Origin of the sequence: Pseudomonas sp. SWRI50 (genome assembly GCF_014269095.1) — a bacterium.
Lineage (GTDB): Bacteria > Pseudomonadota > Gammaproteobacteria > Pseudomonadales > Pseudomonadaceae > Aquipseudomonas > Aquipseudomonas kermanshahensis.
Map to the genome: position 1 here is coordinate 14,744 of NZ_JABWRW010000024.1, position 24,850 is coordinate 39,593.

21 protein-coding genes are annotated in these 24,850 nt (G+C 64.4%); 12 read left to right on the forward strand and 9 right to left on the reverse strand.

What is annotated here, in order from left to right; all coding sequences use genetic code 11:
• Positions 1-52 precede the first annotated feature (52 nt).
• Together HU750_RS21610 and csrA are read left to right on the forward strand one after the other, a co-directional pair.
• Entirely contained in the window at positions 53-862 is an 810-nt protein-coding gene (locus tag HU750_RS21610; RefSeq protein WP_186682268.1) for an SDR family oxidoreductase, read from the forward strand.
• 120 nt (positions 863-982) lie between these two features.
• Positions 983-1,171, forward strand: coding sequence for a carbon storage regulator CsrA (gene csrA / locus HU750_RS21615; RefSeq protein WP_186682270.1), 189 nt, complete (start codon positions 983-985; stop codon positions 1,169-1,171).
• Between the two features lie 5 nt (positions 1,172-1,176).
• Here csrA and HU750_RS21620 read toward each other — a convergent pair whose 3' ends face one another.
• The 5 genes from HU750_RS21620 to mnmC all read right to left on the reverse strand — a co-directional run bounded on the left by HU750_RS21620 (position 1,177) and on the right by mnmC (position 8,763).
• Positions 1,177-1,404, reverse strand: a complete 228-nt coding sequence (locus tag HU750_RS21620) for a YheU family protein (RefSeq protein WP_027595929.1) — start codon at positions 1,402-1,404, stop codon at positions 1,177-1,179.
• Between the two features lie 155 nt (positions 1,405-1,559).
• Positions 1,560-2,744, reverse strand: a complete 1,185-nt coding sequence (locus HU750_RS21625) for an osmoprotectant NAGGN system M42 family peptidase (RefSeq protein WP_186682272.1) — start codon at positions 2,742-2,744, stop codon at positions 1,560-1,562.
• A 100-nt stretch (positions 2,745-2,844) separates the two neighbouring features.
• Positions 2,845-4,590: an N-acetylglutaminylglutamine synthetase gene (ngg, locus tag HU750_RS21630; RefSeq protein WP_186682274.1), complete on the reverse strand. Its 1,746-nt coding sequence runs from the start codon at positions 4,588-4,590 to the stop codon at positions 2,845-2,847.
• Positions 4,591-4,593: 3 nt separating this feature from the next.
• The gene (locus tag HU750_RS21635) at positions 4,594-6,381 is read right to left on the reverse strand and encodes an N-acetylglutaminylglutamine amidotransferase (protein WP_186682276.1); all 1,788 of its coding nucleotides are present in this window, start codon (positions 6,379-6,381) and stop codon (positions 4,594-4,596) included.
• 414 nt (positions 6,382-6,795) lie between these two features.
• Complete coding sequence (gene mnmC, locus HU750_RS21640; RefSeq protein WP_186682278.1) at positions 6,796-8,763, reverse strand: bifunctional tRNA (5-methylaminomethyl-2-thiouridine)(34)-methyltransferase MnmC2/FAD-dependent 5-carboxymethylaminomethyl-2-thiouridine(34) oxidoreductase MnmC1; 1,968 nt, start codon at positions 8,761-8,763, stop codon at positions 6,796-6,798.
• Positions 8,764-8,884: 121 nt separating this feature from the next.
• Between mnmC and pap the strand changes: the two genes are divergently transcribed.
• Complete coding sequence (gene pap / locus HU750_RS21645; protein WP_027595934.1) at positions 8,885-10,378, forward strand: polyphosphate:AMP phosphotransferase; 1,494 nt, start codon at positions 8,885-8,887, stop codon at positions 10,376-10,378.
• 268 nt (positions 10,379-10,646) lie between these two features.
• Positions 10,647-11,612, forward strand: a complete 966-nt coding sequence (locus HU750_RS21650) for a DMT family transporter (RefSeq protein WP_085272796.1) — start codon at positions 10,647-10,649, stop codon at positions 11,610-11,612.
• Positions 11,613-11,745: 133 nt separating this feature from the next.
• On the opposite strand, the gene HU750_RS21655 is transcribed toward HU750_RS21650, so the two are convergent.
• Complete coding sequence (locus HU750_RS21655; RefSeq protein WP_099453215.1) at positions 11,746-13,140, reverse strand: class II fumarate hydratase; 1,395 nt, start codon at positions 13,138-13,140, stop codon at positions 11,746-11,748.
• Positions 13,141-13,294: 154 nt separating this feature from the next.
• Between HU750_RS21655 and HU750_RS21660 the strand changes: the two genes are divergently transcribed.
• From HU750_RS21660 to HU750_RS21690, 7 genes are all read left to right on the forward strand, one after another.
• Positions 13,295-13,819: a DUF2059 domain-containing protein gene (locus HU750_RS21660; protein WP_186682280.1), complete on the forward strand. Its 525-nt coding sequence runs from the start codon at positions 13,295-13,297 to the stop codon at positions 13,817-13,819.
• A gap of 10 nt (positions 13,820-13,829) precedes the next feature.
• Entirely contained in the window at positions 13,830-14,126 is a 297-nt protein-coding gene (locus tag HU750_RS21665) for a BolA family protein (RefSeq protein ID WP_085272798.1), read from the forward strand.
• A gap of 193 nt (positions 14,127-14,319) precedes the next feature.
• Positions 14,320-15,252: an oxygen-dependent tRNA uridine(34) hydroxylase TrhO gene (trhO, locus tag HU750_RS21670; RefSeq protein ID WP_027595939.1), complete on the forward strand. Its 933-nt coding sequence runs from the start codon at positions 14,320-14,322 to the stop codon at positions 15,250-15,252.
• 3 nt (positions 15,253-15,255) lie between these two features.
• Positions 15,256-15,888 (forward strand): DsbA family protein, encoded by a 633-nt coding sequence (locus HU750_RS21675; protein WP_186682289.1) that lies wholly within the window; start codon positions 15,256-15,258, stop codon positions 15,886-15,888.
• Positions 15,881-17,713 (forward strand): ATP-binding cassette domain-containing protein, encoded by a 1,833-nt coding sequence (locus HU750_RS21680; protein ID WP_186682291.1) that lies wholly within the window; start codon positions 15,881-15,883, stop codon positions 17,711-17,713. The genes HU750_RS21675 and HU750_RS21680 overlap by 8 nt, the downstream gene beginning before the upstream one ends.
• Positions 17,714-17,844: 131 nt before the next feature.
• A complete protein-coding gene (locus HU750_RS21685) occupies positions 17,845-20,301 on the forward strand; it encodes an EAL domain-containing protein (protein ID WP_027595942.1) in 2,457 nt (818 codons plus the stop codon).
• A 62-nt stretch (positions 20,302-20,363) separates the two neighbouring features.
• Positions 20,364-21,149: an iron-containing redox enzyme family protein gene (locus HU750_RS21690; RefSeq protein ID WP_027595943.1), complete on the forward strand. Its 786-nt coding sequence runs from the start codon at positions 20,364-20,366 to the stop codon at positions 21,147-21,149.
• A 125-nt stretch (positions 21,150-21,274) separates the two neighbouring features.
• Here the strand turns inward: HU750_RS21690 and HU750_RS21695 are convergent, their stop codons facing one another.
• The 3 genes from HU750_RS21695 to ubiG all read right to left on the reverse strand — a co-directional run bounded on the left by HU750_RS21695 (position 21,275) and on the right by ubiG (position 23,536).
• Positions 21,275-22,015, reverse strand: coding sequence for a YciK family oxidoreductase (locus HU750_RS21695; RefSeq protein WP_027595944.1), 741 nt, complete (start codon positions 22,013-22,015; stop codon positions 21,275-21,277).
• 148 nt (positions 22,016-22,163) lie between these two features.
• The gene (gene mupP / locus HU750_RS21700; protein ID WP_027595945.1) at positions 22,164-22,835 is read right to left on the reverse strand and encodes an N-acetylmuramic acid 6-phosphate phosphatase MupP; all 672 of its coding nucleotides are present in this window, start codon (positions 22,833-22,835) and stop codon (positions 22,164-22,166) included.
• A gap of 2 nt (positions 22,836-22,837) precedes the next feature.
• Entirely contained in the window at positions 22,838-23,536 is a 699-nt protein-coding gene (ubiG, locus tag HU750_RS21705) for a bifunctional 2-polyprenyl-6-hydroxyphenol methylase/3-demethylubiquinol 3-O-methyltransferase UbiG (protein ID WP_027595946.1), read from the reverse strand.
• Between the two features lie 110 nt (positions 23,537-23,646).
• On the opposite strand from ubiG, the gene mtnA reads away from it, so the two are divergent.
• A complete protein-coding gene (gene mtnA / locus HU750_RS21710) occupies positions 23,647-24,723 on the forward strand; it encodes an S-methyl-5-thioribose-1-phosphate isomerase (protein ID WP_186682293.1) in 1,077 nt (358 codons plus the stop codon).
• The last annotated feature ends 127 nt before the right edge of the window (positions 24,724-24,850 follow it).

The window sequence follows — 24,850 nt, forward strand, 5'->3', positions numbered from 1 at the left end:
CAATGCCTTGATTAGACTCGCCTGACAACCCATCAGCACAAGGCCTGCCACCATGCAAAACCGCATCATGATCACCGGCGCCGGGTCCGGCCTCGGCCGCGAGATCGCCCTGCGCTGGGCACGCGAGGGCTGGCGCCTGGCGTTGGCCGATGTCAACGAGGCCGGCCTGCGCGAAACGCTGGAACTGGCCCAGCAAGCCGGTGGCGACGGGTTTATCCAGCGCTGTGATGTGCGCGACTACAGCCAGCTCACGGCGTTGGCCCAGGCCTGCGAAGAGCGCTTTGGCGGCATCGATGTGATCGTCAACAACGCCGGCGTCGCCTCGGGCGGCTTCTTCGCCGAGTTGTCGCTTGAGGACTGGGACTGGCAAATCGCGGTCAACCTCATGGGCGTGGTCAAGGGCTGCAAGGCCTTCCTCCCGCTGCTGGAGCGCAGCCAAGGGCGGATCATCAACATCGCCTCGATGGCCGCGCTGATGCAGGGCCCGGGCATGAGCAACTACAACGTCGCCAAGGCCGGTGTGCTGGCCCTGTCGGAAAGCCTGCTGGTGGAATTGCGCCAAGTGCAGGTGGCGGTGCACGTGGTGTGCCCGTCGTTCTTCCAGACCAACCTGCTGGATTCGTTCCGTGGCCCCAACCCGGCCATGAAGGCCCAGGTGGGCAAGCTGCTGGAGGGCTCGCCGATCAGCGCGGTCGATATCGCCGAGTACATCCACCGGCAAGTGGCTGCCGGCGAGTTCCTGATCTTGCCCCACGAGGCCGGGCGCCAGGCGTGGCAGCTCAAGCGCGAGGCACCTGAGCGGCTGTATGCCGAGATGGCGGACATGGCGGTGAAAATGCGTGCCAAGGCGCCTGCGCGATGATCTGTCTGTAGGGGAAATTACCCATGGATGTAGGTTGCTTCTGAATTGCCCTGGAACTATTGAGTAGCCTTAAGTACCCGAGGCAGTCTCCGGTTTTCCCTTACGCTGGAGGATCGGATCATGCTGGTAATAGGGCGCGAAGTAGGCGAAGTCATCACCATTGGCGATGACATCCGCATCATGGTGGTCGAGACGCGGGACGGGATGGTGCGTTTTGGGGTAAGTGCCCCCCGCGAGGTGCCGGTGCACCGCGCCGAGGTGTACAGGCGCATCAAGGAGGGGGAGGTGCGCAAGGGGCGTGGCGCGTGAGGGCGTCAGTCGAGCAGCTCGCGTGGCACATCATGTTTGGCCAGGAGCTGGCATTGCTGGCTTTCCGGGTCGAACAGGATGAACGCCTGGCCCTTGGCCAACGCCTGGCGCACCCGCAATACGCGGGTTTCGAGGGGGGTGTCGTCGCCGTTGTCGGTGCCGTCGCGGGTGACGAAGTCCTCGATCAGCAGGGTCAGGGTGTCGGCTTGCAGTTGGTCGTAGGGGATTAGCATGGCGGGCGATTCTGGGGGTTGAGTGTGGGCATGCTACGCGAAACGTTCGCGCATTTGGGGCCGCTGTGCGGCCCATCGCGACGCAAGGCCGCTCCCACAAGGACCGTGTAGGAGCGGCCTTGCGTCGCGATGGGCTGCGCAGCAGCCCCCAACTATCAGCCTTTATTCCCAACCAGGCTATCCACCGCCGGCACCCGCGTATCGCTCTCCATCTGCGCATCGTGCTCCAACTGATGGCTGAAGCGCTCGAGCGAGGCATTGGCCGGCTGCGAATCACTGGCAAACACCGGCGGGCTCAACAAGTACGCTGACAGCAACCGGCTCAGCGCCGCCAGGCTGTCGATATGCGTGCGTTCGTAACCGTGCGTGGCATCGCAGCCAAACGCCACCAGCGCGGTTCGGATGTCATGCCCCGCCGTCACCGCCGAGTGGGCATCGCTGAAGTAGTAACGGAACAGGTCGCGCCTGACCGGCAAATCGTGGTCGTCGGCCAGCTTCAGCAGGTGACGCGACAGGTGGTAATCGTAAGGCCCCGAAGAGTCCTGCATGGCCACGCTCACCGCATGCTCGCTGGAGGCCTGGCCTGGCGCTACCGGGGCAATGTCGATACCGACGAATTCGCTGACGTCCCAGGGCAGGGCACCTGCCGCGCCGGAGCCGGTTTCTTCGGTGATGGTGAACAGCGGGTGGCAGTCGATCAGTGGCTGTCGGCCACTTTCCACCACTGCCTTGAGCGCCGCCAGCAATGCGGCTACGCCCGCTTTGTCGTCCAGGTGGCGGCCGCTGATGTGGCCGCTTTCAGTGAACTCTGGCAACGGGTCGAAGGCGACGAAATCGCCGATCGAGACCCCCAGGGCTTCGCAATCGGCGCGGGTCGCGCAGTAGGCATCCAGGCGCACTTCGACGTGGTCCCAACTGATAGGCATCTGGTCGATGGCGGTGTTGAACGCATGCCCGCTGGCCATCAGCGGCAACACGCTGCCGCGGAACACGCCGGTGTCGGTGAACACACTGACCCGGCTGCCCTCGGCAAAGCGGCTCGACCAACAGCCCACTGGCGCCAGCGCCAGGCGGCCGTTGTCCTGCAACTGACGCACGCTGGCACCGATGGTGTCCAGGTGCGCCGAAACGGCGCGGTCGGGTGAGCTTTGCCGGCCTTTGAGGGTGGCGCGGATGGTGCCACGGCGGGTCAGCTCGAAGGGGATGCCCAACTCATCCAGGCGTTCGGCCACGTAGCGCACGATGGTGTCGGTGAAGCCGGTGGGGCTTGGGATGGCGAGCATCTCCAGCAGGACGCGTTTGAGGTAGTCGAGATCGGGTTCGGGGTGGTGTTCGGACATGGGTACTCCTTACTGGCCTCTTCGCGGGGCAAGCCCGCTCCCACACGTAAACCTGAAACCTGTGGGAGCGGGCTTGCCCCGCGAAAGGGCCATCATTGATTTACGCCAATCCCCGGCTATGCGGGAACAACAAGTCGATGAACCGCTCAGCCGTCGGCTGCGGTTCATGATTGGCCAGGCCGGCGCGTTCGTTGGCCTCGATGATCACGTACTCCGCCTGTTCGGCATCACGCACCATGAAGTCCAACCCCACCACCGGAATTTCCAGCGCCCGTGCCGCGCGCACCGCCGCATCGGCCAGCACGGGGTGCAGGCGCTCGGTCACGTCCTCAAGGGTGCCACCGGTGTGCAGGTTGGCAGTACGCCGCACCGCCAGGCGTTGGCCGGCAGGAAGCACGTCGTCATAGCCCAGCCCCGCCGCGCGCAGGGTGCGCTCGGTTTCATCGTCAAGCGGGATGCGGCTTTCACCGCCGGTCGCGGCCTGGCGCCTGCGGCTCTGGGCTTCGATCAGCGCGCGGATGTCGTGCTTGCCATCACCCACTACCTGGGCCGGGTGGCGTATGGCAGCTGCCACCACTTCAAAGCCGATCACCACGATGCGCAGGTCAAGGCCGGCATGGAAGCTCTCCAGCAGTACACGGCTGTCGAACTGCTTGGCGTGGGCCACTGCGTGGGTGAGCTCTTCAAGGGTGGAGAGGTTCACCGCCACCCCTTGGCCTTGTTCGCCATCCACCGGCTTGACCACCACTGCGCCATGCTCGTCGAGAAACGCCAGGTTGTCGTCGGCGTTGCCCGCCAGTTGCTGCGCTGGTACACGCAGCCCGGCGTTGCTCAGTGCTCGCTGGGTCAGGCACTTGTCTTGGCACAGGGTCATGGTCACAGCGCTGGTCAGGTCGCTTAGCGACTCACGGCAGCGAATGCGACGCCCGCCCAGGCTCAAGGTGAACAGCCCGCCTGCGGCGTCTTCGACCTGCACTTCGATACCACGGCGCAGCGCCTCGTCAACAATGATCCGTGCATAAGGGTTAAGCCCTGCTTCAGGGCCAGGGCCGAGGAACAGGCGTTCGTTGATGCCGTTCTTGCGCTTGACGGCGAAGGTCGGCAGGTTGCGAAACCCGAGTTTCTCGTACAGGCGCTTGGCCTGGCGGTTGTCATGCAGCACCGACAGGTCTAGGTAGGCCAGGCCGCGGCTCATGAAGTGCTCGATCAGGTGGCGCACCAGCACTTCACCCACGCCAGGGCGGGTGCAGTGCGGGTCCACGGCCAGGCACCACAGGCTGCTGCCGTGCTCGGGGTCATCAAACGCCTTGGCATGGTTAAGGCCCATGACGCTACCGATCACCGCGCCGCTGTCTTCATCCTCGGCCAGCCAGTAAACCGGGCCGCCGAGGTGACGTGGCGTGAGCCGGTCAGGGTCGACCGGCAACATGCCGCGCGCTTGGTAAAGGGTATTGATCGCCTGCCAGTCCCCCAGGTTTTGCGCCCGCCGCACGCGAAAACCGCGAAACACCCGCTGCGCCGGGCGGTAGTCGGTAAACCACAGGCGCAGGGTGTCGGAGGGGTCGAGAAACAACTGCTGCGGCGCCTGCGCCAGTACCTGCTGCGGCGCGGCCACGTACAGGGCAATGTCGCGCTCGCCGTGGCGCTCGTCCAGCAATTGCTCGGCGAGTGAAACGGGGTCTGGGTAGGTATGGCCGATCAGCAGCCGGCCCCAACCACAGTGCACGGCACGTGGCTGGTCGTGGGGCTCGCTGCCATCGCCGGCCAGGCGCGCCTGCAAACGCTCGTAGGACGGTGCCTGGCCGCGCAGCAGGCGCTGGCCGTAGGCGATTTCGTGGGCTTTCATCGGTCAGATTCCTTGTTCGCTCAGCCACAGGTTGAGCGCCGCCAGCTGCCACAGCTTGGAGCCTCGCAGCGGCGTCAACTGGCCGTGCGGGTTGCTCAGCAAGCGGTCGAGCATGGCCGGGTTGAAAAGCCCTCGGTCTTGGCTGGGGTCGGTAAGCAGTTCGCGCACCCAGCCCAGCGTCGCGCCTTCCAGGTGCTTCAGGCCTGGAACCGGGAAGTAGCCCTTCTTGCGGTCGATCACCTCATGCGGGATGACCCGTCGGGCGGCCTGCTTGAGCACCTGTTTGCCGCCATCGGGCAGCTTGAAGCGTGCTGGGATGCGTGCCGACAGTTCCACCAGGCGGTAATCGAGAAACGGCGTACGCGCTTCCAGGCCCCAGGCCATGGTCATGTTGTCGACCCGCTTGACCGGGTCGTCGACCAGCATCACCGTGCTGTCCAGGCGCAGGGCCTTGTCGACCGGGTCGCTGGCGCCAGGGCGGGCGAAGTGTTCGCGGACAAAGTCGCCGGCGGCATCGCTTTCCAGCAGCCAAGGGGCTTGCACGGTGTCACGGTACTCGGCGTGGGTGCGGTCGAAGAATGCGTCGCGGTAGGCGCCAAAGGCATCCTCGGCGCCATCCACCTGTGGGTACCAGTGGTAGCCAGCGAACAGTTCGTCGGCACCTTGGCCGCTTTGCACGCCTTTGCAGTGCTTGGCCACTTCCCGCGACAGCAGGTAGAAGGCAATGCAGTCATGGCTGACCATCGGTTCGCTCATGGCGCGGAAGGCGGCCGGCAGCTGGTCGATGATTTCATGTTCGGCGATGCGCAACTGGTGGTGGCGGGTGCCGTAGTGGCGGGCGATCAGGTCGGAGTACTCGAACTCGTTGCCGCGTTCGCCGCCGGCATCTTCGAAGCCGATGGAGAAGGTCGACAGGTCGTCCACACCGGCTTCACGCAGCAGGCCGACCAGCAAGCTGGAGTCGACCCCGCCAGACAACAGCACGCCAACGTCCACCGCAGCACGCTGGCGGATCGCCACGGCATCACGGGTGGCGTCGAGCACGCGGGTGGTCCAGCCTTCGAGGTCCAGTTCACGCTCGTCGGGGTGGGCGCCGTACTGCAGCTGCCACCAGGTCTGGCGTTCGATTTCGCCGTGGCGGTCGACGCGCATCCAAGTGCCGGGTTCAAGCTTTTGCACGTTGGCCAGCAGCGTGCGCGGCGCGGGTACCACGGCGTGGAAGTTCAGGTAGTGGTTGAGCGCTACCGGGTCGATCATCGGGTCGATGTCGCCGCCCTTGAGCAGGGCAGGCAGGGTCGAGGCAAAGCGCAGGCGCTCGCCGTTGCGCGACAGGTACAGCGGTTTGACGCCAAGGCGGTCGCGGGCCAGGAACAGGCGCTGGTTGTCGCGCTCCCAGATGGCCAGGGCGAACATGCCATTGAGCTTGGGCAGCAAGGCCGCGCCCCAGGCGTGGTAGCCCTTGAGCAGCACTTCGGTGTCGCCATCCGACCAGAACGTGTAGCCCAGGTCTTGCAGCTCCTGGCGCAGTTCGGGGAAGTTGTAGATGGCGCCGTTGAAGGCCAGCGACAGGCCGAGGGTGTTGTCGACCATCGGCTGAGCCGAACCGTCGGACAAGTCCATGATTTTCAGCCGGCGGTGGCCGAGGGCGATCGGGCCCTGGCTATGGAAGCCCCAGGCGTCCGGGCCACGAGGCGCCAGATGGTGGGTGATGCGCTCCACCGCGGCCAGGTCGGCCGGGCGAGGGGCTTGGTCGAGGGGGGTGAAACGTAACTCTCCTGCTAATCCGCACATAAGTCCTTACCGGTTTTTCCGTTGGGGAGGCGGTGCCCAGAATCAGGGCGCCGTAAGGAACTGACCGGTGAGGTTTGCAGGAGTTTTAGAACGATCTGTTATATGGGGGAGGGTGCTGGGTGTTTGGTTTAGCATTTGTTGCGCCGGTGAGATCGAGCGCCGCACGCGCGGCGCATCGCGAGCAACGCTCGCTCCTACGTTTGTTTCGGGCCAATTATTCCTGGGGTAAATGCGCGCGACTGCCTTGGGGCATGACGCGATATGGCGTCGAACAAACAAGGCGGTCGCGCGCGCCTGTCTCAGGCGTTATTGGCCAAAAACAAACGTAGGAGCGAGCGTTGCTCGCGATGCGCCGCGCGGGCGGCGCTCGATCTCAAAGGCGCAACCTATCCCCAACCATGCACCCCAGCCCTATCACTTACCCCGAACCAACCTGCGCAAGGCAAACCGGTTCGGATGGCACGCCTCAGCCACTGCCCGCGGCACCGGCAATGGCTCCCCGCACACCCAGGCCGCAATCAATTCGCCCGACAGCGGAGCCGTGATCAACCCCCGCGACCCATGCCCGCTGTTCACATACAGCCCATCGAGCCAAGGGCACTCCACCTCCGGCACCTGCCGCGCGTCCTTGCCCAGCACGGCGAAGGCTTCGGCAAGCGCCTGCGGGTCGGCCATGGGCCCGACGATTGGCAGGTAATCCGGGCTGGTGCAGCGAAACGCCGCCCGGCCCTGCAACTGCTCAGGGTCGAGCGCAGCGGTGTCCAGGCGCTGGGCCAGGTCCACGGAAATATCGTCCAGCAGCGCCAGGTTGCCCTTGTGCTCGGCAACGGTCGGCGCCAGGTCGTCACTGTGGAAGTCGAAGCTGGCGCCCAGGGTGTGTTCGCCCTCGCGCGGCGGCGCCACATAACCGTCCGCACACACCACCGTACGCAGGGCGCGGCTGCTGTCGGTGGCCGGCAGGCGGGTGATCTGCCCGCGGATGCGCTTGAGCGGCAGCTGTGCGCAGGGCGCGAAATGCCGCACATCGGCAGCACCGGCCAGCACCACCAGCGGCGCGCTGGCCAGCAAGCGTTCGCCGTCCCAGGCCTGCCACAGGTGGCCGACCTTGCGCAGTTCCATCACCTCATGGTGCACCCGAACCTGGATCCTGGGGTGTTGCAACTGCGCCTGGCACAAGGCCGGCGGGTGTACCCAGCCGCCTTCCGGATAGAACAGGCCACCTGCGGGCAATGCCACCCCGGCGATGGCTTCGGCCTGGTCACGGTCAAGTGCGTGCAGCAGGTCGTGGTCGAACGCCTCGGCCAGTTTGCCCTGGCGTTCGGCCTCCTTGCTGTCGAACGCCAACTGCAGCACCCCGCAAGCATCCCAGTCGCGGCCACGCTGCAAGTGCGCTAGTTGGCGCCGGGTGTAGCCGAAGCCGGCCAGGATCATCTGCGAAAGGGCCGTACCATGGGCAGACAGCTTGAGGTACAGCACCCCTTGTGGGTTACCGGAGGCTTCCTGTGCAGGCGCCGCATGGCGCTCCAGTACCGTGACCTGCCAGCCACGCCTGGCCAGGCTCGCGGCACTGGCACTGCCCGCTAGCCCGGCACCGATCACCAGCGCCTCGCGTGGCCCCGCAGCACTGCGCGGGCGGCCATACCAGGGCAGCTGTTTACGCAGGGCGGTCGGCCCGGTGTAGGCACCGCTCATCACCTCCCACTTTTTGCCAATGCCCGGCACCTTCTTCATGGCGAAGCCGGCCTCGACCAGGCTGCGCCGCACCCAGCCGGTGGTGGTGAACGTGCCCAGCACGGTGCCTGGGTGTGACAGCTGCGCCAGTTGCGCGAACAGCTCTGGGGTCCACATGTCGGGGTTCTTGGCCGGGGCGAAGCCGTCGAGGAACCACACGTCGATGCGTGCATCAAGCTGCGGCAACTGCTCGAGCACATCGCCAATCAGCAGGGTCAGGGTCACCCGGCCGTTGGCGAAGGTGAACTGCTGAAACCCTGGGTGCACAGCCACGTACTGCTCAAGCAGTGGCTCGGTATAGGCCGCCAGCTCTGGCCACAGGCGCACCGCCCGGGCCATGTCGTCGTGGCCGAGCGGGTATTTTTCGACACTGACGAAGTGCAGGCGGGCGTCGGCGTGGGCGTGCTGGTCGAATAACTGCCAGGCGCAGAAAAAATTCATGCCGGTGCCGAAACCGGTTTCGCCGATCACCAGGCAGGTGTGCGGCGTTAGGTCGGCGAAACGCTCGGCCAGGCGGGTCTGGCCGAGGAAGACGTGTTTGGTTTCTTCGATGCCTTCGTTGACGGCGAAGTACACGTCGTCGTACTGCCGCGAATGAGGGCGGCCCTGGTCGTCCCAGTCGATCTGGGCATGTTGGAGGAGGGTGGACATGGTGGGCTCGGTTGCAGCGGATGGCGGGATTTTATGCCATCTGCGGTTTTTACGCTGGTTGCACGAACACAGCCCCAGCACAAATCCGCTAGTCTTGGTTATCCAATGAAGGAGCCACTGCATGTTCGAATCCGCTGAAATCGGTCACAGCATCGACAAGGAGACCTACGACGCCGAAGTGCCCGCCCTGCGCGAGGCGCTGCTCGAAGCCCAGTACGAGCTCAAGCAGCAGGCGCGCTTCCCGGTGATCGTGCTGATCAATGGCATCGAAGGCGCCGGCAAGGGCGAGACGGTCAAGCTGCTCAATGAGTGGATGGACCCGCGCATGATCGATGTGCTCACCTTCGACCAGCAGACCGACGAAGAACTCGCCCGGCCACCGGCCTGGCGCTATTGGCGGGCCTTGCCGCCGAAAGGGCGGATGGGCGTTTTTTTTGGCAACTGGTACAGCCAGATGCTGCAGGGGCGTGTGCACGGGGTGTTCAAGGACGCCGTGCTCGACCAAGCCATCACCGGTGCCGAACGCCTGGAGCAGATGCTGTGCGACGAAGGCGCGCTGATCATCAAGTTCTGGTTCCACCTTTCCAAGAAGCAGATGAAAGCCCGCCTAAAGGCGCTCAAGGATGACCCGCTGCACAGTTGGCGCATCAGCCCACTGGACTGGCAGCAGTCCGAGACCTACGACCGTTTCGTGCGCTTTGGCGAGCGGGTGCTGCGCCGCACCAGCCGTGACTACGCGCCCTGGCATGTGGTCGAGGGGGTCGACCCTTACTACCGCAGCCTGGCGGTGGGGCGCATTCTGCTGGACGGCCTGCAAGCCGCCCTCGCCAACAACCCCAAGGGCAAGCACCAGGGCAACGTCGCGCCGTTGGGTCGCAGCATTGACCAGCGCAGCTTGATCGGTGCCCTGGACATGACCCTGCGCCTGGACAAGCAGGATTACCAGGAACAACTGGTCACCGAGCAGGCGCGCCTGGCCGGCCTGCTGCGCCACAAGCACATGCGCCGGCATGCCCTGGTGGCGGTGTTCGAAGGCAACGACGCGGCTGGCAAGGGCGGCGCGATCCGCCGCGTGGCGGCGGCGCTGGACCCACGCCAATACCGCATCGTGCCGATTGCCGCGCCCAGCGAAGACGAACGCGCGCAACCGTACCTGTGGCGTTTCTGGCGGCACATCCCGGCGCGGGGCAAGTTCACTATCTTCGACCGCTCCTGGTATGGGCGGGTGCTGGTGGAGCGGGTCGAGGGGTTCTGCAGCCCGGCCGACTGGATGCGTGCCTACAGCGAGATCAACGATTTTGAAGAGCAGTTGGTGAATGCCGGTGTGGTGGTGGTCAAGTTCTGGCTGGCGATCGACCAGCAGACCCAGCTGGAACGTTTCGAAGAGCGTGAGCAGATCCCCTTCAAACGCTACAAAATCACCGAGGACGACTGGCGCAACCGCGAAAAGTGGGACCTGTATACCGAGGCCGTGGGCGACATGGTCGACCGCACCAGCAGCGAGATCGCGCCATGGACACTGGTCGAGGCCAATGACAAGCGCTGGGCCCGGGTGAAGGTATTGCGCACCATCAACGAGGCGCTGGAAGCGGCGTTTGCCAAGGACAAGAAATAGCCACCTGTGTCCGTTGGTCATTGGGGCTGCTGTGCAGCCCATCGCCGGCAAGCCGGCTCCCACAGGTGGGGCGTGAATCTCAGGAGGCGGTGTATCTGTGGGAGTCGGCTTGCCGGCGATGGGGCGCGCAGCGGCCCTTTCGGACTGCCCGTCCAGCCATGCCGCGGTGGAATGACCTGATGAATTCTTTTCCCGGCACTTAGCCCCGCGCCAGCCGCCAAGCCCGTAGAATCCAAGCACCCCCACCACGGGCTTGATCGAGGGCTTTATGCACACCACTTCCGGACGCTGGGTCTATGGCCTGCTGTTGGCACTTCTGACCGCGCTGCTGTGGGGCATCCTGCCGATCAAGCTCAAGCAGGTGCTGCAGGTGATGGACCCTGTCACCGTCACCTGGTACCGCCTGTTGGTGTCTGGCGGGCTGTTGTTCGCCTGGCTAGGGGCCAAGCGCCAGTTGCCCTCGTTCGGCAAGCTCGGGCCCAAGGGCAAGGGGTTGGTGGCCGTGGCCGTGCTTGGCCTGATGGGCAACTACGTGCTCTACCTGATCGGCCTCAGGCTGCTTAGCCCTGGTACCGCGCAACTGGTGGTGCAGGTAGGCCCGGTGCTGTTGCTGGTGGCCAGCGTGTTCGTGTTCAAGGAGCGCTTCAGCCTGGGGCAGGGGCTGGGCCTGGTGGTGTTGATCGGCGGTTTCGGGCTGTTCTTCAACCAGCGTCTGGAAGAGCTGCTGACCTCACTCGGCACCTACACCACTGGCGTGCTGACCATTTTGCTGGCGACCAGCATCTGGGTGTTCTACGCCTTGAGCCAGAAGCAGCTGCTGACGGCATGGCATTCGCAGCAGGTGATGATGGTGATTTACCTGAGCTGCGCCGCGCTGCTCACGCCTTGGGTGCATCCACTGGAAGCGTTGCAACTGACGCCGCTGCAAGGCTGGCTGCTGTTGGCCTGCTGCCTGAATACCCTGGTGGCGTATGGCGCCTTTGCCGAGGCACTGGCGCACTGGGAGGCCTCAAGGGTGAGCGCGACGCTGGCGTTGACGCCGTTGGTGACCTTTGTGGCGGTGGCGCTGGCGGCTTGGGTGTGGCCCGACTATGTGCATGCCGAGGACATCAATGCCCTGGGGTATCTGGGGGCGGTGACGGTCGTGCTGGGGTCGGCGCTGGTGGCGCTTGGGCCTTCGTTGGTTGCCGGTTGGCGCGCCAGAAAGGCACGGTTGGCGCAGGTGCATCAATAGCATGCGCTAACCGCCGTCCTTGTAGGAGCAGCCTTGTGCTGCGAAGAGGCCGGTGCAAACACAGCGATTTTTCGCTACTTTCACCGGCCTCTTCGCAGCACAAGGCTGCTCCTACAGGGGAGGGGCGAGCGGGTCAGCCTTTACCGCCCGGCGCCAGCATGTTTTCCGGCCTGACCCACTGATCGAACTGTTCATTGGTCAGGTACTTCAACGCCAACGCCGCCTCGCGCAAGGTCGTGCCTTCGGCATACGCCTTCTTGGCAATTTCCGCTGCCTTGTCATAGCCAATATGCGGGTTCAATGCCGTCACCAGCATCAAACCCTGCTCCAGGTGCGCCGCCATCTGCTCGGCATCCGGCTCGATCCCGGCCACGCAGTGCTGCTGGAAGTTGCGGCAGCCATCAGCCAGCAGTTCAACCGACTGCAGCAGGTTGTGGATGATCACCGGTTTGAACACGTTCAACTGCAAGTGGCCTTGGCTGGCAGCAAAACCGATCGCCGCGTCGTTGCCCAGCACCTGGCAGGCCAGCATGGACAGTGCCTCGCACTGGGTCGGGTTGACCTTGCCGGGCATGATCGAGCTGCCCGGCTCGTTGGCCGGCAGGCGCACTTCCGCCAGCCCCGTGCGGGGGCCAGAGCCAAGCAGGCGCAGGTCATTGGCGATTTTCATCAAGGCCACTGCCAGGGTCTTCAGCCCCCCCGCCAGGCTGGTCAGCGGTTCATGGCCGGCAAGGGCGGCGAACTTGTTGGGCGCGGTGACGAATGGCAAGCCGGAAAGGGCCGCCAGCTCGGCCGCGATGGCTTCGGCAAAGCCGTGTGGCGCGTTCAGGCCGGTACCGACGGCCGTGCCGCCCTGGGCCAGTTCGCAGACTGGGGGCAGGGTGGCGCGAATGGCGCGCTGGGCGTAATCGAGCTGGGCGACGAAGGCCGAGACCTCCTGGCCGAAGGTGATCGGCGTGGCGTCCATCATGTGCGTACGGCCGGTTTTGACCAGTTTGAGGTGGCGCGCCGACAGTTCGGCCAGCCCCGAGGACAACTCGGCGATCGCCGGCAGCAGTTTTTCATGCACCGCCTGGGCCGCGGCAATGTGCATGGCGGTGGGGAAGCAGTCGTTGGAGCTCTGCGAGCGATTGACGTGGTCGTTGGGGTGCACGGGCGTCTTGCCGCCACGGCCCTTGCCGGCCAGTTCATTGGCGCGCCCGGCGATGACTTCGTTGACGTTCATGTTGCTCTGGGTGCCGCTGCCGGTTTGCCAGACCACCAGTGGGAACTGATCGTCATGCTGGCCGTCGAGCACTTCGTCGGCGGCCTGCTCGATCAGCCGGGCGATATCGGCCGGCAGGTCGCCGTTGCGGTTGTTGACCCGTGCCGCGGCTTTCTTGATCAGCGCCAGGGCGTGCAGCACCGCGAGCGGCATGCGTTCCTTGCCAATGGCGAAGTTGATCAGCGACCGCTGGGTCTGCGCACCCCAATAGGCGCCCTCAGGAACTTCGACCGGGCCCAGGCTGTCTGTCTCGATACGGCTCATTCTGCGCTCACTCCTTTGTGGTTCGAAATCGCAGTTTAGGCCCTGATTCGACAGCGCGGTTCCCTCGCTCGTCGTGCCCACTTGAGCACATCGCCACCACAGCGCAGAATGCTCTACTCTGAGGTACCCGCCTCCCTCTCTTGAAGGAAATGCAATGACCCGTCTCCGTGTCCTTTGTGCCGCCGTCGCCCTGGCCTGTGCCAGCGGCCAGGTACTCGCTGCCACCGCCAGTCACAACGCTGCCGCCGAGAAATTCCTGAACCTGGCCAACGCCGACAAGCTGGGCACCCCGGTCTATATGCAGGTCCAACAAATGTTCGCCCAGCGCTTCGCCCAAACCAAGGCGCCTGCGTCCAAGCAACCGGTGCTGCAAAGCTACCAGGCCAAGGCCAACGCCGCCCTGGACAGCGCCATCGGCTGGAACAAGCTGAAGCCGAAAATGGTCGACCTGTACACCGCCACCTTCACCGAGGCCGAGCTCAAGGACTTGGTCAAGTTCTACGAGTCGCCGCTGGGCAAGAAAGTCCTGCGCGAGATGCCCAAGGTTACCCAGCAGTCGGCCCAGCTGACCCAGCAGAGCCTGGAGCCTGCGGTACCGGTGGTCAACAAGCTGCTCGAAGACATGACCAAAGAGCTTGACCCGAACGCTGGCAAGGCCGCCGCCCCCGCCAAGAAGTGAGTAACGCGTGATGAGCATGCAGCACCGCATCGAGCAACAACTGGCCGCGCTGGCGCCGCAACACCTGGAAGTGCTCAATGAAAGTCACATGCACAGTCGTGGTCAGGAGACCCACTACAAGGCAGTGATCGTCAGCGAGCAGTTTGCCGGGCTGAACAGCGTCAAGCGTCACCAGAAGGTCTACGCCACCATGGGCGAGCTGATGGGCCAGATCCACGCCCTCGCGATCCACACCTACACCGCTGAAGAGTGGGCCAAGGTCGGGGTCGCACCGGCCTCGCCGGTGTGTGCGGGCGGTGGGCACTGAATCCTTTCTAGCGTTCTGGTAGAATCCGCAACAATCCCAAAGGGGGCCGCTTTGCGGCCCATCGCAGGCAAGCCAGCTCCCACACCCTGTACCTGTGGGAGCTGGCTTGCCTGCGATGGGCTGCGAAGCAGCCCCCTGTTTTTGTTACCCCGGTCCGCCCCTTACGAGGGCAACCACCTGGAGATTCACGTTCATGTCACAACCGATCGTCGTCGCGGCGCTGTACAAATTCGTCACCCTGCAGGACTACGTCGAGCTGCGCGAGCCGCTGCTCAAGGCCATGCTCGACAATGACGTCAAAGGCACCCTGCTGCTGGCCAACGAAGGCATCAACGGCACCGTGTCGGCCACCCGCGAAGGCATCGACGGCCTGCTGGCCTGGCTGCGCAACGACCCGCGCCTGGTGGATGTCGACCACAAGGAATCCTACTGCGACGAACAGCCGTTCTACCGCACCAAGGTGAAGCTGAAGAAAGAGATCGTCACCCTTGGTGTGCCGGGCGTGGACCCCAACCAGCAGGTGGGCACCTACGTCGAGCCCAAGGACTGGAACGCCCTGATCAGTGACCCTGAAGTGCTGCTGATCGATACCCGCAACGACTACGAAGTGGCCATCGGCACGTTCAAGGGCGCCATCGACCCCAAGACCGAGACCTTCCGCGAGTTCCCCGAGTACATCAAGGCCAACTTCGACCCGAGCAAGCACAAGAAAGTGGCGATGTTCTGCACCGGCGGTATCCGTTGCGAAAAAGCCTCCAGCTACATGCTCGGTGAAGGCTTCGAGGCGGTCTATCATCTTAAAGGTGGCGTCCTGAAGTACTTCGAAGAAGTGCCTCAGGAAGAAAGCCTGTGGGACGGCGACTGCTTCGTCTTCGACAACCGCGTCACGGTGCGCCATGACCTGAGCGAAGGCGAGTACGACCAGTGCCATGCCTGCCGCCACCCGATCAACGCAGAGGAGCGTGCGTCCGAGCACTATTCGCCAGGTGTCAGCTGCCCGCACTGCTGGGACAGCCTGAGCGAAAAAACTCGCCGCAGCGCCATCGACCGGCAGAAGCAGATCGAGCTGGCCAAGGCCCGCAACCTGCCGCACCCGATCGGTTACAACTACAAAGCCGAGGCCTGATGCATGACTGCACGCCTGCTGTATGTGATGGACCCCATGTGCTCCTGGTGCTGGGGTTTTGCGCCGGTGGCCGCGGCCCTGATCGCCCAGGCGCGTGAAGCCGGCGTGCCAACCCACCTGGTGCCAGGCGGCCTGCGCACCGGTGGCAGCGCCTTGGATGCGTCGACCCGCAAGTACATCCTCGAGCATTGGCAGGCGGTGGCCGACGCCACCGGCCAGCCGTTTCGTTTCGAGGGCGCCATGCCTGACGGTTTCGTCTACGACACCGAGCCTGCCTGCCGCGCCCTGGTCACCGCCCGTGAGCTGGACGCCGAGCGCGTCTGGCCACTGCTGGCGTTGATCCAGCGCGCGTTCTACGAGGCCGGCGTCGACGTTACCACTGCGCCGCACTTGGTTGAGCTGGCCGAACAGGCAGGCTTCGACCGTGCGGTGTTTGCCGAGGCCTTTGCCCGCGCCGATACGCGTGTAGCAACCGCAGCCGATATTGCGTGGGCGCAAGACCTGGGCATCGCCGGTTTCCCCACCCTGCTGGCCGAGCGTAACGGCCAGCTGGCGCTGCTGACCAACGGCTACCAGCCGCTGGAGCGCCTGCAACCCTTGCTCGGCCGCTGGCTGCAGCAGGCTGCCTGTGCTTGATGTGCCCGGGTCGCCCGACCCTGTGCCAGGGAAACCCCACAGTGCGGCCGATCGACTGAGCTGGGCGGAAATCCGCCGCCTGGCACTGCATCACAAGAAAAACCTCTGGTCCGCCAACCTGATTGCCGTGCTCGCGGCGTGCTGCAGCGTGCCGATCCCCTTGCTGCTACCGCTGCTGGTGGATGAAGTGCTGCTGGGCCACGGCGACGCCGCGCTGAAGTGGATGAACCACCTGCTGCCGGCCAGCTGGCAGGTCGCGGCCGGCTATATCGGCCTGATGCTGGCGCTGACGTTGTGCCTGCGCCTGGCCGCCCTGGCCTTCAACGTGGTGCAGGCCAAGCTGTTTGCCGGGCTGGCCAAGGACATCGTCTACCGCCTGCGTATTCGGCTGATCGAACGGCTCAAGCGGATTTCCCTCAAGGAATACGAAAGCCTGGGCAGCGGCACGGTGACCACTCACCTGGTCACCGACCTGGACACCCTCGACAAATTCGTCGGCGAGACCCTCAGCCGTTTCCTGGTCGCCATGCTGACCCTGACCGGCACGGCGGCCATCCTGATCTGGATGCACTGGCAACTGGCGTTGCTGATTTTGCTGTTCAACCCGCTGGTGATCTACTTCACCGTGCAGTTGGGCAAACGCGTCAAACACCTGAAAAAGCTCGAAAACGACAGCACCGCGCGCTTTACCCAGGCGCTGTCGGAAACCCTCGACGCCATCCAGGAGATCCGCGCCGGCAACCGCCAGGGCTATTTCCTGGGGCGCCTGGGCGTGCGCGCCCGGGAGGTGCGTGACTACGCCGTGGACTCGCAATGGAAGAGCGATGCCAGCGGCCGCGCCAGTGGTTTGTTGTTCCAGTTCGGCATCGACATCTTCCGCGCCGCGGCGATGCTCACTGTGCTGTTTTCCGACCTGTCGATCGGCCAGATGCTGGCGGTGTTCAGCTACCTGTGGTTCATGATCGGCCCGGTGGAGCAACTGCTCAACCTGCAGTACGCCTACTATGCCGCCGGTGGCGCCCTGAGCCGGCTCAACGAGCTGCTGGCGCGTGCCGACGAGCCGCAGTACCCCGCGGCCAGTGACCCATTCGTGGGCCGCGAAACAGTGGGCATCGAGGTGCGCGACCTGCGCTTCGCCTATGCCGACGAGCCGGTGCTCGAGCACCTCGACCTGTCCATCGCCCCGGGCGAGAAGGTGGCCATCGTGGGCGCCAGCGGTGGCGGCAAGAGCACCTTGGTGCAGCTGCTGCTTGGCCTGTACAGCGCCCAGGCGGGGACCATCCGCTTTGGCGGTGCCAGCCTGCAGGAAATCGGCCTGGAAACCCTTCGTGAAAACGTCGCGGTGGTGCTGCAGCACCCTTCGTTGTTCAACGACAGCGTGCGCGCCAACTTGACCATGGGCCGCGAGTGCAGCGACGAAGCCTGCTGGCAGGCGCTGCGCATTGCGCAGTTGGACGCCACCATCGCCGCCTTGCCGCAAGGCCTGGACAGCGTGGTCGGGCGTTCCGGTGTGCGCCTGTCCGGGGGGCAGCGGCAACGGCTGGCGATTGCCCGGATGGTCTTGGCCGAACCCAAGGTGGTGATTCTCGATGAAGCCACGTCGGCGCTGGATGCCGCCACCGAGTACAACCTGCACCAGGCCCTGGCACGCTTCCTCAGCGGCCGCACCACGCTGATCATCGCCCACCGCCTGTCGGCCGTGAAACAGGCCGACCGGGTGTTGGTGTTCGATGGCGGGCATGTGGCCGAAGATGGCGACCATCAGCAGTTGATTGCCGAGGGTGGTTTGTACGCCAAGCTGTACGGGCATCTACAGCAGACCTGAGCCTCTTGTTACGGGCGGTGCGAATCGCCCCATTCCTTGTCATAAAAAACCCCTCCACGCAGATGGCAAATGGCCTACGCTGTGCTTGTCTGGGTTGATTCGAGCCTTATCTGCTCTGTGACAGGGACTCCATGAAGGGACATCGCACTCTAGAAGCGCCGAAGCTGCTGGGTATCATCTGGCCCTTCATTGCCGTCGTGATCTTCCAGGCGGCATTGGCCGGTCTCAGCCTCTATACGCTATCGGCGGTACGCGCCTATGTCGCGGGCGAGAGCTTGTGGTCCAAGGCTCAGAAAGACGCCATCTACTACCTCAACCTGTACGCCGACAACCGCGACGAAAGCACTTACCAGCGCTATCGCCAGGCCATCACCGTGCCCCATGGCGATCACCAGTTGCGTGAAGTGCTCGACCAGCCCAATCCGGACTTGAACGCCGCGCGCGATGCCGTGTTGCAGGGGGGCAACCACCCCGACGACGTCGAACGCATCATCTGGTTCTATCGCAACTTCCGCAGCATCAGCTACATGCAGACGGCCATCGATTATTGGGACATCGGCGACCGCTACCTAGGCCAGCTGGATGTGCTGGCGGATGAGATGCGCACAGGCTTTGCCGGTGGCCAGGTCGATGCCGGCACGATCAGCGACTGGAAGGCCCGCATCGTCGCCATCAACGAAGGTGTGACGCCGGCCGCCAGGGCTTTCAGCGATGCCCTGGGCGAGGGTTCGCGCATGCTGCTGCAGGTGCTGCTGATCACCAACCTGCTGACTGCCTTGTTCCTCATTACCATTGCCTGGCGCCGCTCCAGCAAGTTGCTGGCCCAGCGCCAGGCGTTCGCCAGTGCCCTGCAGGCCGAAAAGGAGCGGGCGCAGATCACCCTGCAGGCGATTGGCGATGCGGTCATCACCACCGATGTCGATGGCTATATCGGCTACATGAACCCGGCGGCCGAGCAACTTACCCACTGGCAGGCCGGCCAAGCCCAAGGGCTGCCACTTTCGGCGCTGTTCAGCCTGGTGGACGAGCAGGCCGAAGAGGACGGCCGCAGCCTGGTCGAGCAGGTGCTCAGTGGCAGCCTGAAGGGCGGCGCCGAGCATGCCCGGTTGATCCAGCGCCTGGACGGCAGCACCGTGTCGATCAACCTGGTGGGCTCGCCCATTGTCAATGACGGGCAGGTCAGCGGCATCGTGCTGGTGCTGCACGACATGACCCAGGAGCGCCAGTACATCGCCAACCTGTCCTGGCAGGCGACCCATGACGCCTTGACCGGCCTGGCCAACCGCCGCGAGTTCGAATACCGCCTGGAGCAGGCGCTCAACGGCCTGGCACGTCAGGCTGGGCGGCATTCACTGATGTTCCTCGACCTCGACCAGTTCAAGCTGGTCAACGATACCTGTGGCCACGCGGCGGGCGACGAGTTGCTGCGCCATATTTGCGCCGTGTTGCAGTCGGGTCTGCGCGAAGGGGATACCCTGGCCAGGCTGGGTGGCGATGAGTTTGGCGTGCTGCTGGAAAACTGCCCGCCGGACCAGGCCGAGCGAATTGCCGAGCAGCTGCGCCAGATGGTCCAGAGCCTGCACTTTGTGTGGAAGGGGCGCCCGTTCGTCACCACCGTGAGCATTGGCCTGGTGAACATGGCGCAGGCCCCCGGTACCCTGGAGGCCTCGCTGCGCGCTGCCGACATGGCCTGCTACATGGCCAAGGAAAAGGGTCGCAACCGGGTGCAGGTGTACCACGCCGACGACAGCGAGCTGTCCATGCGCTTTGGCGAGATGGCCTGGATCCAGCGTTTGCACGTGGCCCTGGAAGAAAACCGCTTCTGCCTGTACGCCCAGGAAATCGCCGCGCTGAAGACCATCGAAGGCCCTGGCCATATCGAGATTCTGCTGCGCCTGCACGATGAGAGCGGGCGCACCATCCTGCCCAGCAGCTTCATCCCCGCCGCCGAGCGCTATGGCCTGATGACCGCCCTTGATCGCTGGGTGGTGCGCAATGTGTTCCAGGTGATTCGCCAGTGCCTGGACGAAGGGCGCGAAGGGCCGTTGTCCATGTGCGCGATCAACCTGTCGGGGTCGAGCATTGGCGACGACAACTTCCTCGAGTACTTGCAGCGCTTGTTCGTCGAGTACGCCATCCCGCCACGCATGATCTGCTTCGAGATCACCGAAACCAGCGCCATTGCCAACCTCGGCAGTGCTATTCGTTTCATCAACGAACTGAAAGGGCTGGGGTGCAGGTTCTCGCTAGACGACTTCTGTGCCGGCATGTCGTCGTTCGCCTATTTGAAGCATTTGCCTGTGGATTTCCTCAAGATTGACGGCAGTTTCGTCAAGGACATGCTCGACGACCCGGTCAACCGGGCCATGGTCGAGGTCATCAACCACATCGGCCATGTCATGGGTAAGCGGACCATCGCCGAGTTTGTCGAAACCCCCTTGATCGAACAGGCCCTGCAGGAAATTGGCGTGGATTACGCCCAGGGCTACCTGATCGAACGGCCCCAGGTGTTCACCTGTGACAGCCTGCAGCGCCAACGGATCGCCGCACGGCCTCTGTTGCAGCGGGCACCTGGCACGTTTCGTTAGCTAGACAGCGGCTTTCGCTGACACAACACGTCCGAAAAATCACAAGGAACAAGGAGCTGAAAGTGATTGATGCATTCGTTCGTATCGGGCCATTGATGGACCCCGCCAGTTACCCTCAATGGGCCCAGCAATTGATTGAAGAGTGCCGCGAAAGCAAGCGCCGGGTGGTCGAGCATGAGTTTTACCAGCGCCTGCGTGATGGCCAGCTGAAGCCTTCGACCATCCGCCAGTACCTGATCGGCGGCTGGCCGGTGGTCGAGCAGTTCTCCCTGTACATGGCCCATAACCTGACCAAGACCCGCTATGGCCGCCACCCCGGCGAAGACATGGCGCGGCGCTGGTTGATGCGCAACATCCGCGTCGAGCTCAACCATGCCGACTACTGGGTGCACTGGTGCCATGCCCATGGCGTTCACCTGCATGACCTGCAGGCGCAAGAGGTGCCACCCGAGTTGAATGGGCTCAATGACTGGTGCTGGCGGGTGTGTGCTACTGAAAACCTGGCGATTTCCATGGCGGCGACCAACTACGCCATCGAAGGCGCGACGGGGGAATGGTCGGCGGTGGTGTGCGCCAATGACACCTACGCCCAAGGCTTCCCGGAGGAGCAGCGCAAGCGCGCCATGAAATGGCTGAAGATGCATGCGCAGTACGACGATGCGCACCCGTGGGAGGCGCTGGAAATCATCTGTACCTTGGCGGGGGAGAACCCGACGCTGGGGTTGCGTACCGAATTGCGCCGGGCGATCTGCAAGAGTTACGACTGCATGTACCTGTTCCTGGAGCGCTGCATGCAGCTGGAAGGGCGTCAGCAGGGGCGGGTGCGGCCGGCGTTGGCGGCGGGTTGATGGTCCCCTGTACTGGCCCTATCGCCGGCAAGCCGGCTCCCACAGAATTTCACCAAGCCAGACGCAAATGATACCCCTGTGGGAGCCGGCTTGCCGGCGATAGGGCCAGTGCAGGCCACCCAAAATCACTGGGCGTTGAACGCCTGCCCATTCACCCCAGTGCTGTCTGGCCCCATCAGGTACAGGTACACCGGCATGATCTCTTCAGGCAGCGGGTTGTTCTGCGGGTTCTCGCTCGGGTAAGCCTGGGCCCGCATCGCGGTGCGCGTGGCGCCTGGGTTGATGCTGTTGGAGCGCACCGGCGCAACCCCTTCCAGTTCGTCGGCCAAGGTCTGCATCAGGCCTTCGGTGGCGAACTTCGACACCCCGTAGGCGCCCCAGTAGGCCCGGCCTTTGCGCCCGACGCTGCTGGAGGTGAACACCACCGAGGCGTCCTCCGACAGCTTGAGCAGCGGCAGCAGGGTGCTGGTGAGCATGAAGGTGGCATCGACGTTGATGTGCATTACGCGCATGAAGTTGTCACCCGACAACTGCTCCAGGGGCGTGCGCGGGCCGATGATCGAGGCGTTGTTGAGCAGGCCATCGAGGCGCCCGAACTGGTCTTCGATCATGACCGCCAGCTCGTCGTACTGATGGGGCAGGGCGGTTTCCAGGTTGAACGGGATCACCACCGGTTGTGGGTGCCCGGCGGCCTCGATCTGGTCGTAGACCTCGTTGAGGTTGGCCTCGGTCTTGCCCAGCAGCAGCACGGTGGCACCGAGCGCGGCGTAGGCCTTGGCAGCGGCGGCGCCGATGCCGCGGCCGGCTCCGGTGACCAGGATGACCCGGCCTTGCAGCAGGTCGGGGCGGGCGGTGTAGTCGAACATCAGATTTTTCCCTTGTTCATTGGGCAGCGCCGATCATTGTGGGAGCGGGCTTGCCCCGCGAAGCAGGCGGCGCGGAGGATGGCACGGGCTTCGCCCGCGTTCGCGGGGCAAGCCCGCTCCCACAGGCCCTGCTGACTTCAGGTCTTGATCAGCAGCCGCACAGCGCGCTGTCAATCACCTTGCGCAGTTCCAGCGGGTGGTCCACCACCACGTCGGCACCCCAGTTGTTCGGGTTGTCCTCTGGATGAATATAGCCGTAGCGCACCGCCGCGGTGCGGGTGCCGGCATCGCGGCCAGACTCGATGTCGCGCAGGTCGTCGCCGACGAATAGCACGCTGGCCGGGTCCAGGTTCAAGGTTTTGCAGGCCAGGATCAGCGGTTCGGGGTCGGGCTTGCTGTTTTTCACGTGGTCCGGGCAGATCAGCAGCGCCGAGCGCTCGGCCAGGCCCAGGCGCTGCATGATCGGCTCGGCAAAACGTACCGGCTTGTTGGTGACCACGCCCCACAGCAGGTTGCCTTTCTCGATGTCGGCCAGCAGCTCTGCCATGCCGTCGAACAGCTTGCTGTGCACCGCGCAGTCGCGCTGGTAGCGCTCGAGAAACTCCAGGCGCAGGGCCTCGAAGCCTTCGGCCTCCGGGTCCATGGCGAAGGTGGTGGCGACCATGGCACGGGCACCGCCGGAAATCACCCCGCGAATCAGGTTGTCGTCCACGGCCGGCAAGCCGCGCTCGGCGAGCATGGCCTGGCAGATGGCGATGAAGTCCGGCGCCGTGTCGAGCAGGGTGCCGTCCATGTCGAAGAGTACTGCTCGCAAACGCATGCTCATTCCTCGCGCAGGGTCTGGATCATGTAGTTGACGTCCACGTCGTTGCAAAGCTTGTAGTGCTTGGTCAACGGGTTGTAGGTCAGGCCGATGATGTCCTTGACTTCAAGGCCGGCAACACGGCTCCAGGCGCCCAGCTCGGAGGGGCGGATGAACTTCTTGAAGTCGTGGGTGCCGCGCGGCAGCATCTTCAGGATGTACTCGGCGCCGACAATGGCCAGCAGGTAGGCCTTGGGGTTGCGGTTGATGGTGGAGAAGAACACCTGGCCGCCAGGCTTGACCATGCGGTAGCAGGCGCGAATCACCGACGACGGGTCGGGGACGTGCTCGAGCATTTCCAGGCAGGTGACCACGTCGAACTGCCCGGGCATCTCTTCGGCCAGTGCTTCGGCGGTGATCTGCCGGTATTCAACCTCGACTCCGGACTCCAGTTGGTGCAACTGGGCCACCGCCAGCGGGGCCTCGCCCATGTCGATGCCGGTTACCGAGGCGCCACGCAGGGCCATGGATTCGCTGAGAATGCCGCCGCCGCAGCCCACGTCCAGCACTTTCTTGCCAGCCAGGCCGACCCGCTCGTCGATCCAGTTGACGCGCAACGGGTTGATTTCATGCAGCGGCTTGAACTCGCTTTCACGGTCCCACCAGCGGTGGGCCAAGGCTTCGAACTTGGCAATTTCGGCGTGGTCGACGTTGCTCATTTAAGAGTCCTCTGAAACTTCGCTAAATTGGGCCGGAGTATACCCGAGCGCTCAAGGCCGAGGGTCGCTATAATCGCCGGCTTTTGATATCCGAACGACGGGGAGAGGCGATGCGCGAGCGACTTTTGGCGGCGGAGAAGGTGACCGCGATCCGCTGGCAAGGCGGCGTTCTGCATCTGCTCGACCAGCGCCTGCTGCCCGCGCAGGAGGTCTGGCTGGCCTGCGACAATGTCGCGCAGGTGGTGGACGCGATCCGTGACATGGCTGTGCGCGGTGCGTCGGCCATCGGCATTGCCGCGGCCTACGGCCTGGTCCTCGCCCTGGAAGAGCGCCTGGCCGAGGGCGGCGACTGGGAGCAGGACCTGGAAGAAGACTTCCTCAGCCTGGCCGAGGCGCGCCCCACCGCCGCTAACCTGTTCTGGGCGCTGAACCGCATGCGCGAGCGCCTGCAGCGCTTGCGCCCGGAGGAAGACGTGCTGGCGGCGCTGCAAGCTGAGGCGGTAGCGATTCATGAAAGCGACCGTGAAGCCAACCTGACCATGGCCCAGTACGGCATCGAACTGATTCGCCGCCATCAGGGCAACGCCCAGACCCTGCTCACCTACGGCAATTCCGGGGCCCTGGCCAGTGGCGGTTTTGGCACCGCGCTGGGGGTGATCCGCGCGGGTTACCTGGAAGGCATGGTCGAGCGGGTGTATGCCGGCGAAACCCGCCCCTGGCTGCAAGGCTCGCGCCTGACCGCCTGGGAGTTGGCCAACGAGGGCATTCCGGTGACGTTGTGCGCCGATTCGGCCCTGGCCCACCTGATGAAGAGCAAGGGCATCACCTGGGTCGTGGTCGGTGCCGACTGCATCGCGGCCAATGGTGATGTGGCGAGCAAGATCGGCACCTACCAGCTCGCGGTCAGTGCCATGCACCACGGCGTGCGCTTCATGGTCGTGGCGCCGAGCACCAGCATCGACCTGAACCTGGCCACCGGCGAGGACATCCCCCTTGAAGAGCGCGATGCAGACGAGCTGCTGGATTACGCCGGCACCCGCGTGGCGCCGCAGGTGGAGGTGTTCAACCCAGTGTTCGACGTGACCCCGGCCGACCTGATCGACGTGATCGTGACCGAGAAGGGCATCGTTGAACGCCCGGATACCGCCAAGCTGGCTCAGTTGATGTGCCGCAAGCGTTTGCACTGAGGGGTGTGGCTGCACATTTCTCTGTAGGAGCAGCCTTGTGCTGCGAAGAGGCCAGTACTGGCGCCGGCTATTTCTGCTGTCTGCGCCGGCCTCTTCGCAGCGCAAGGCTGCTCCTACATGAGCCTTG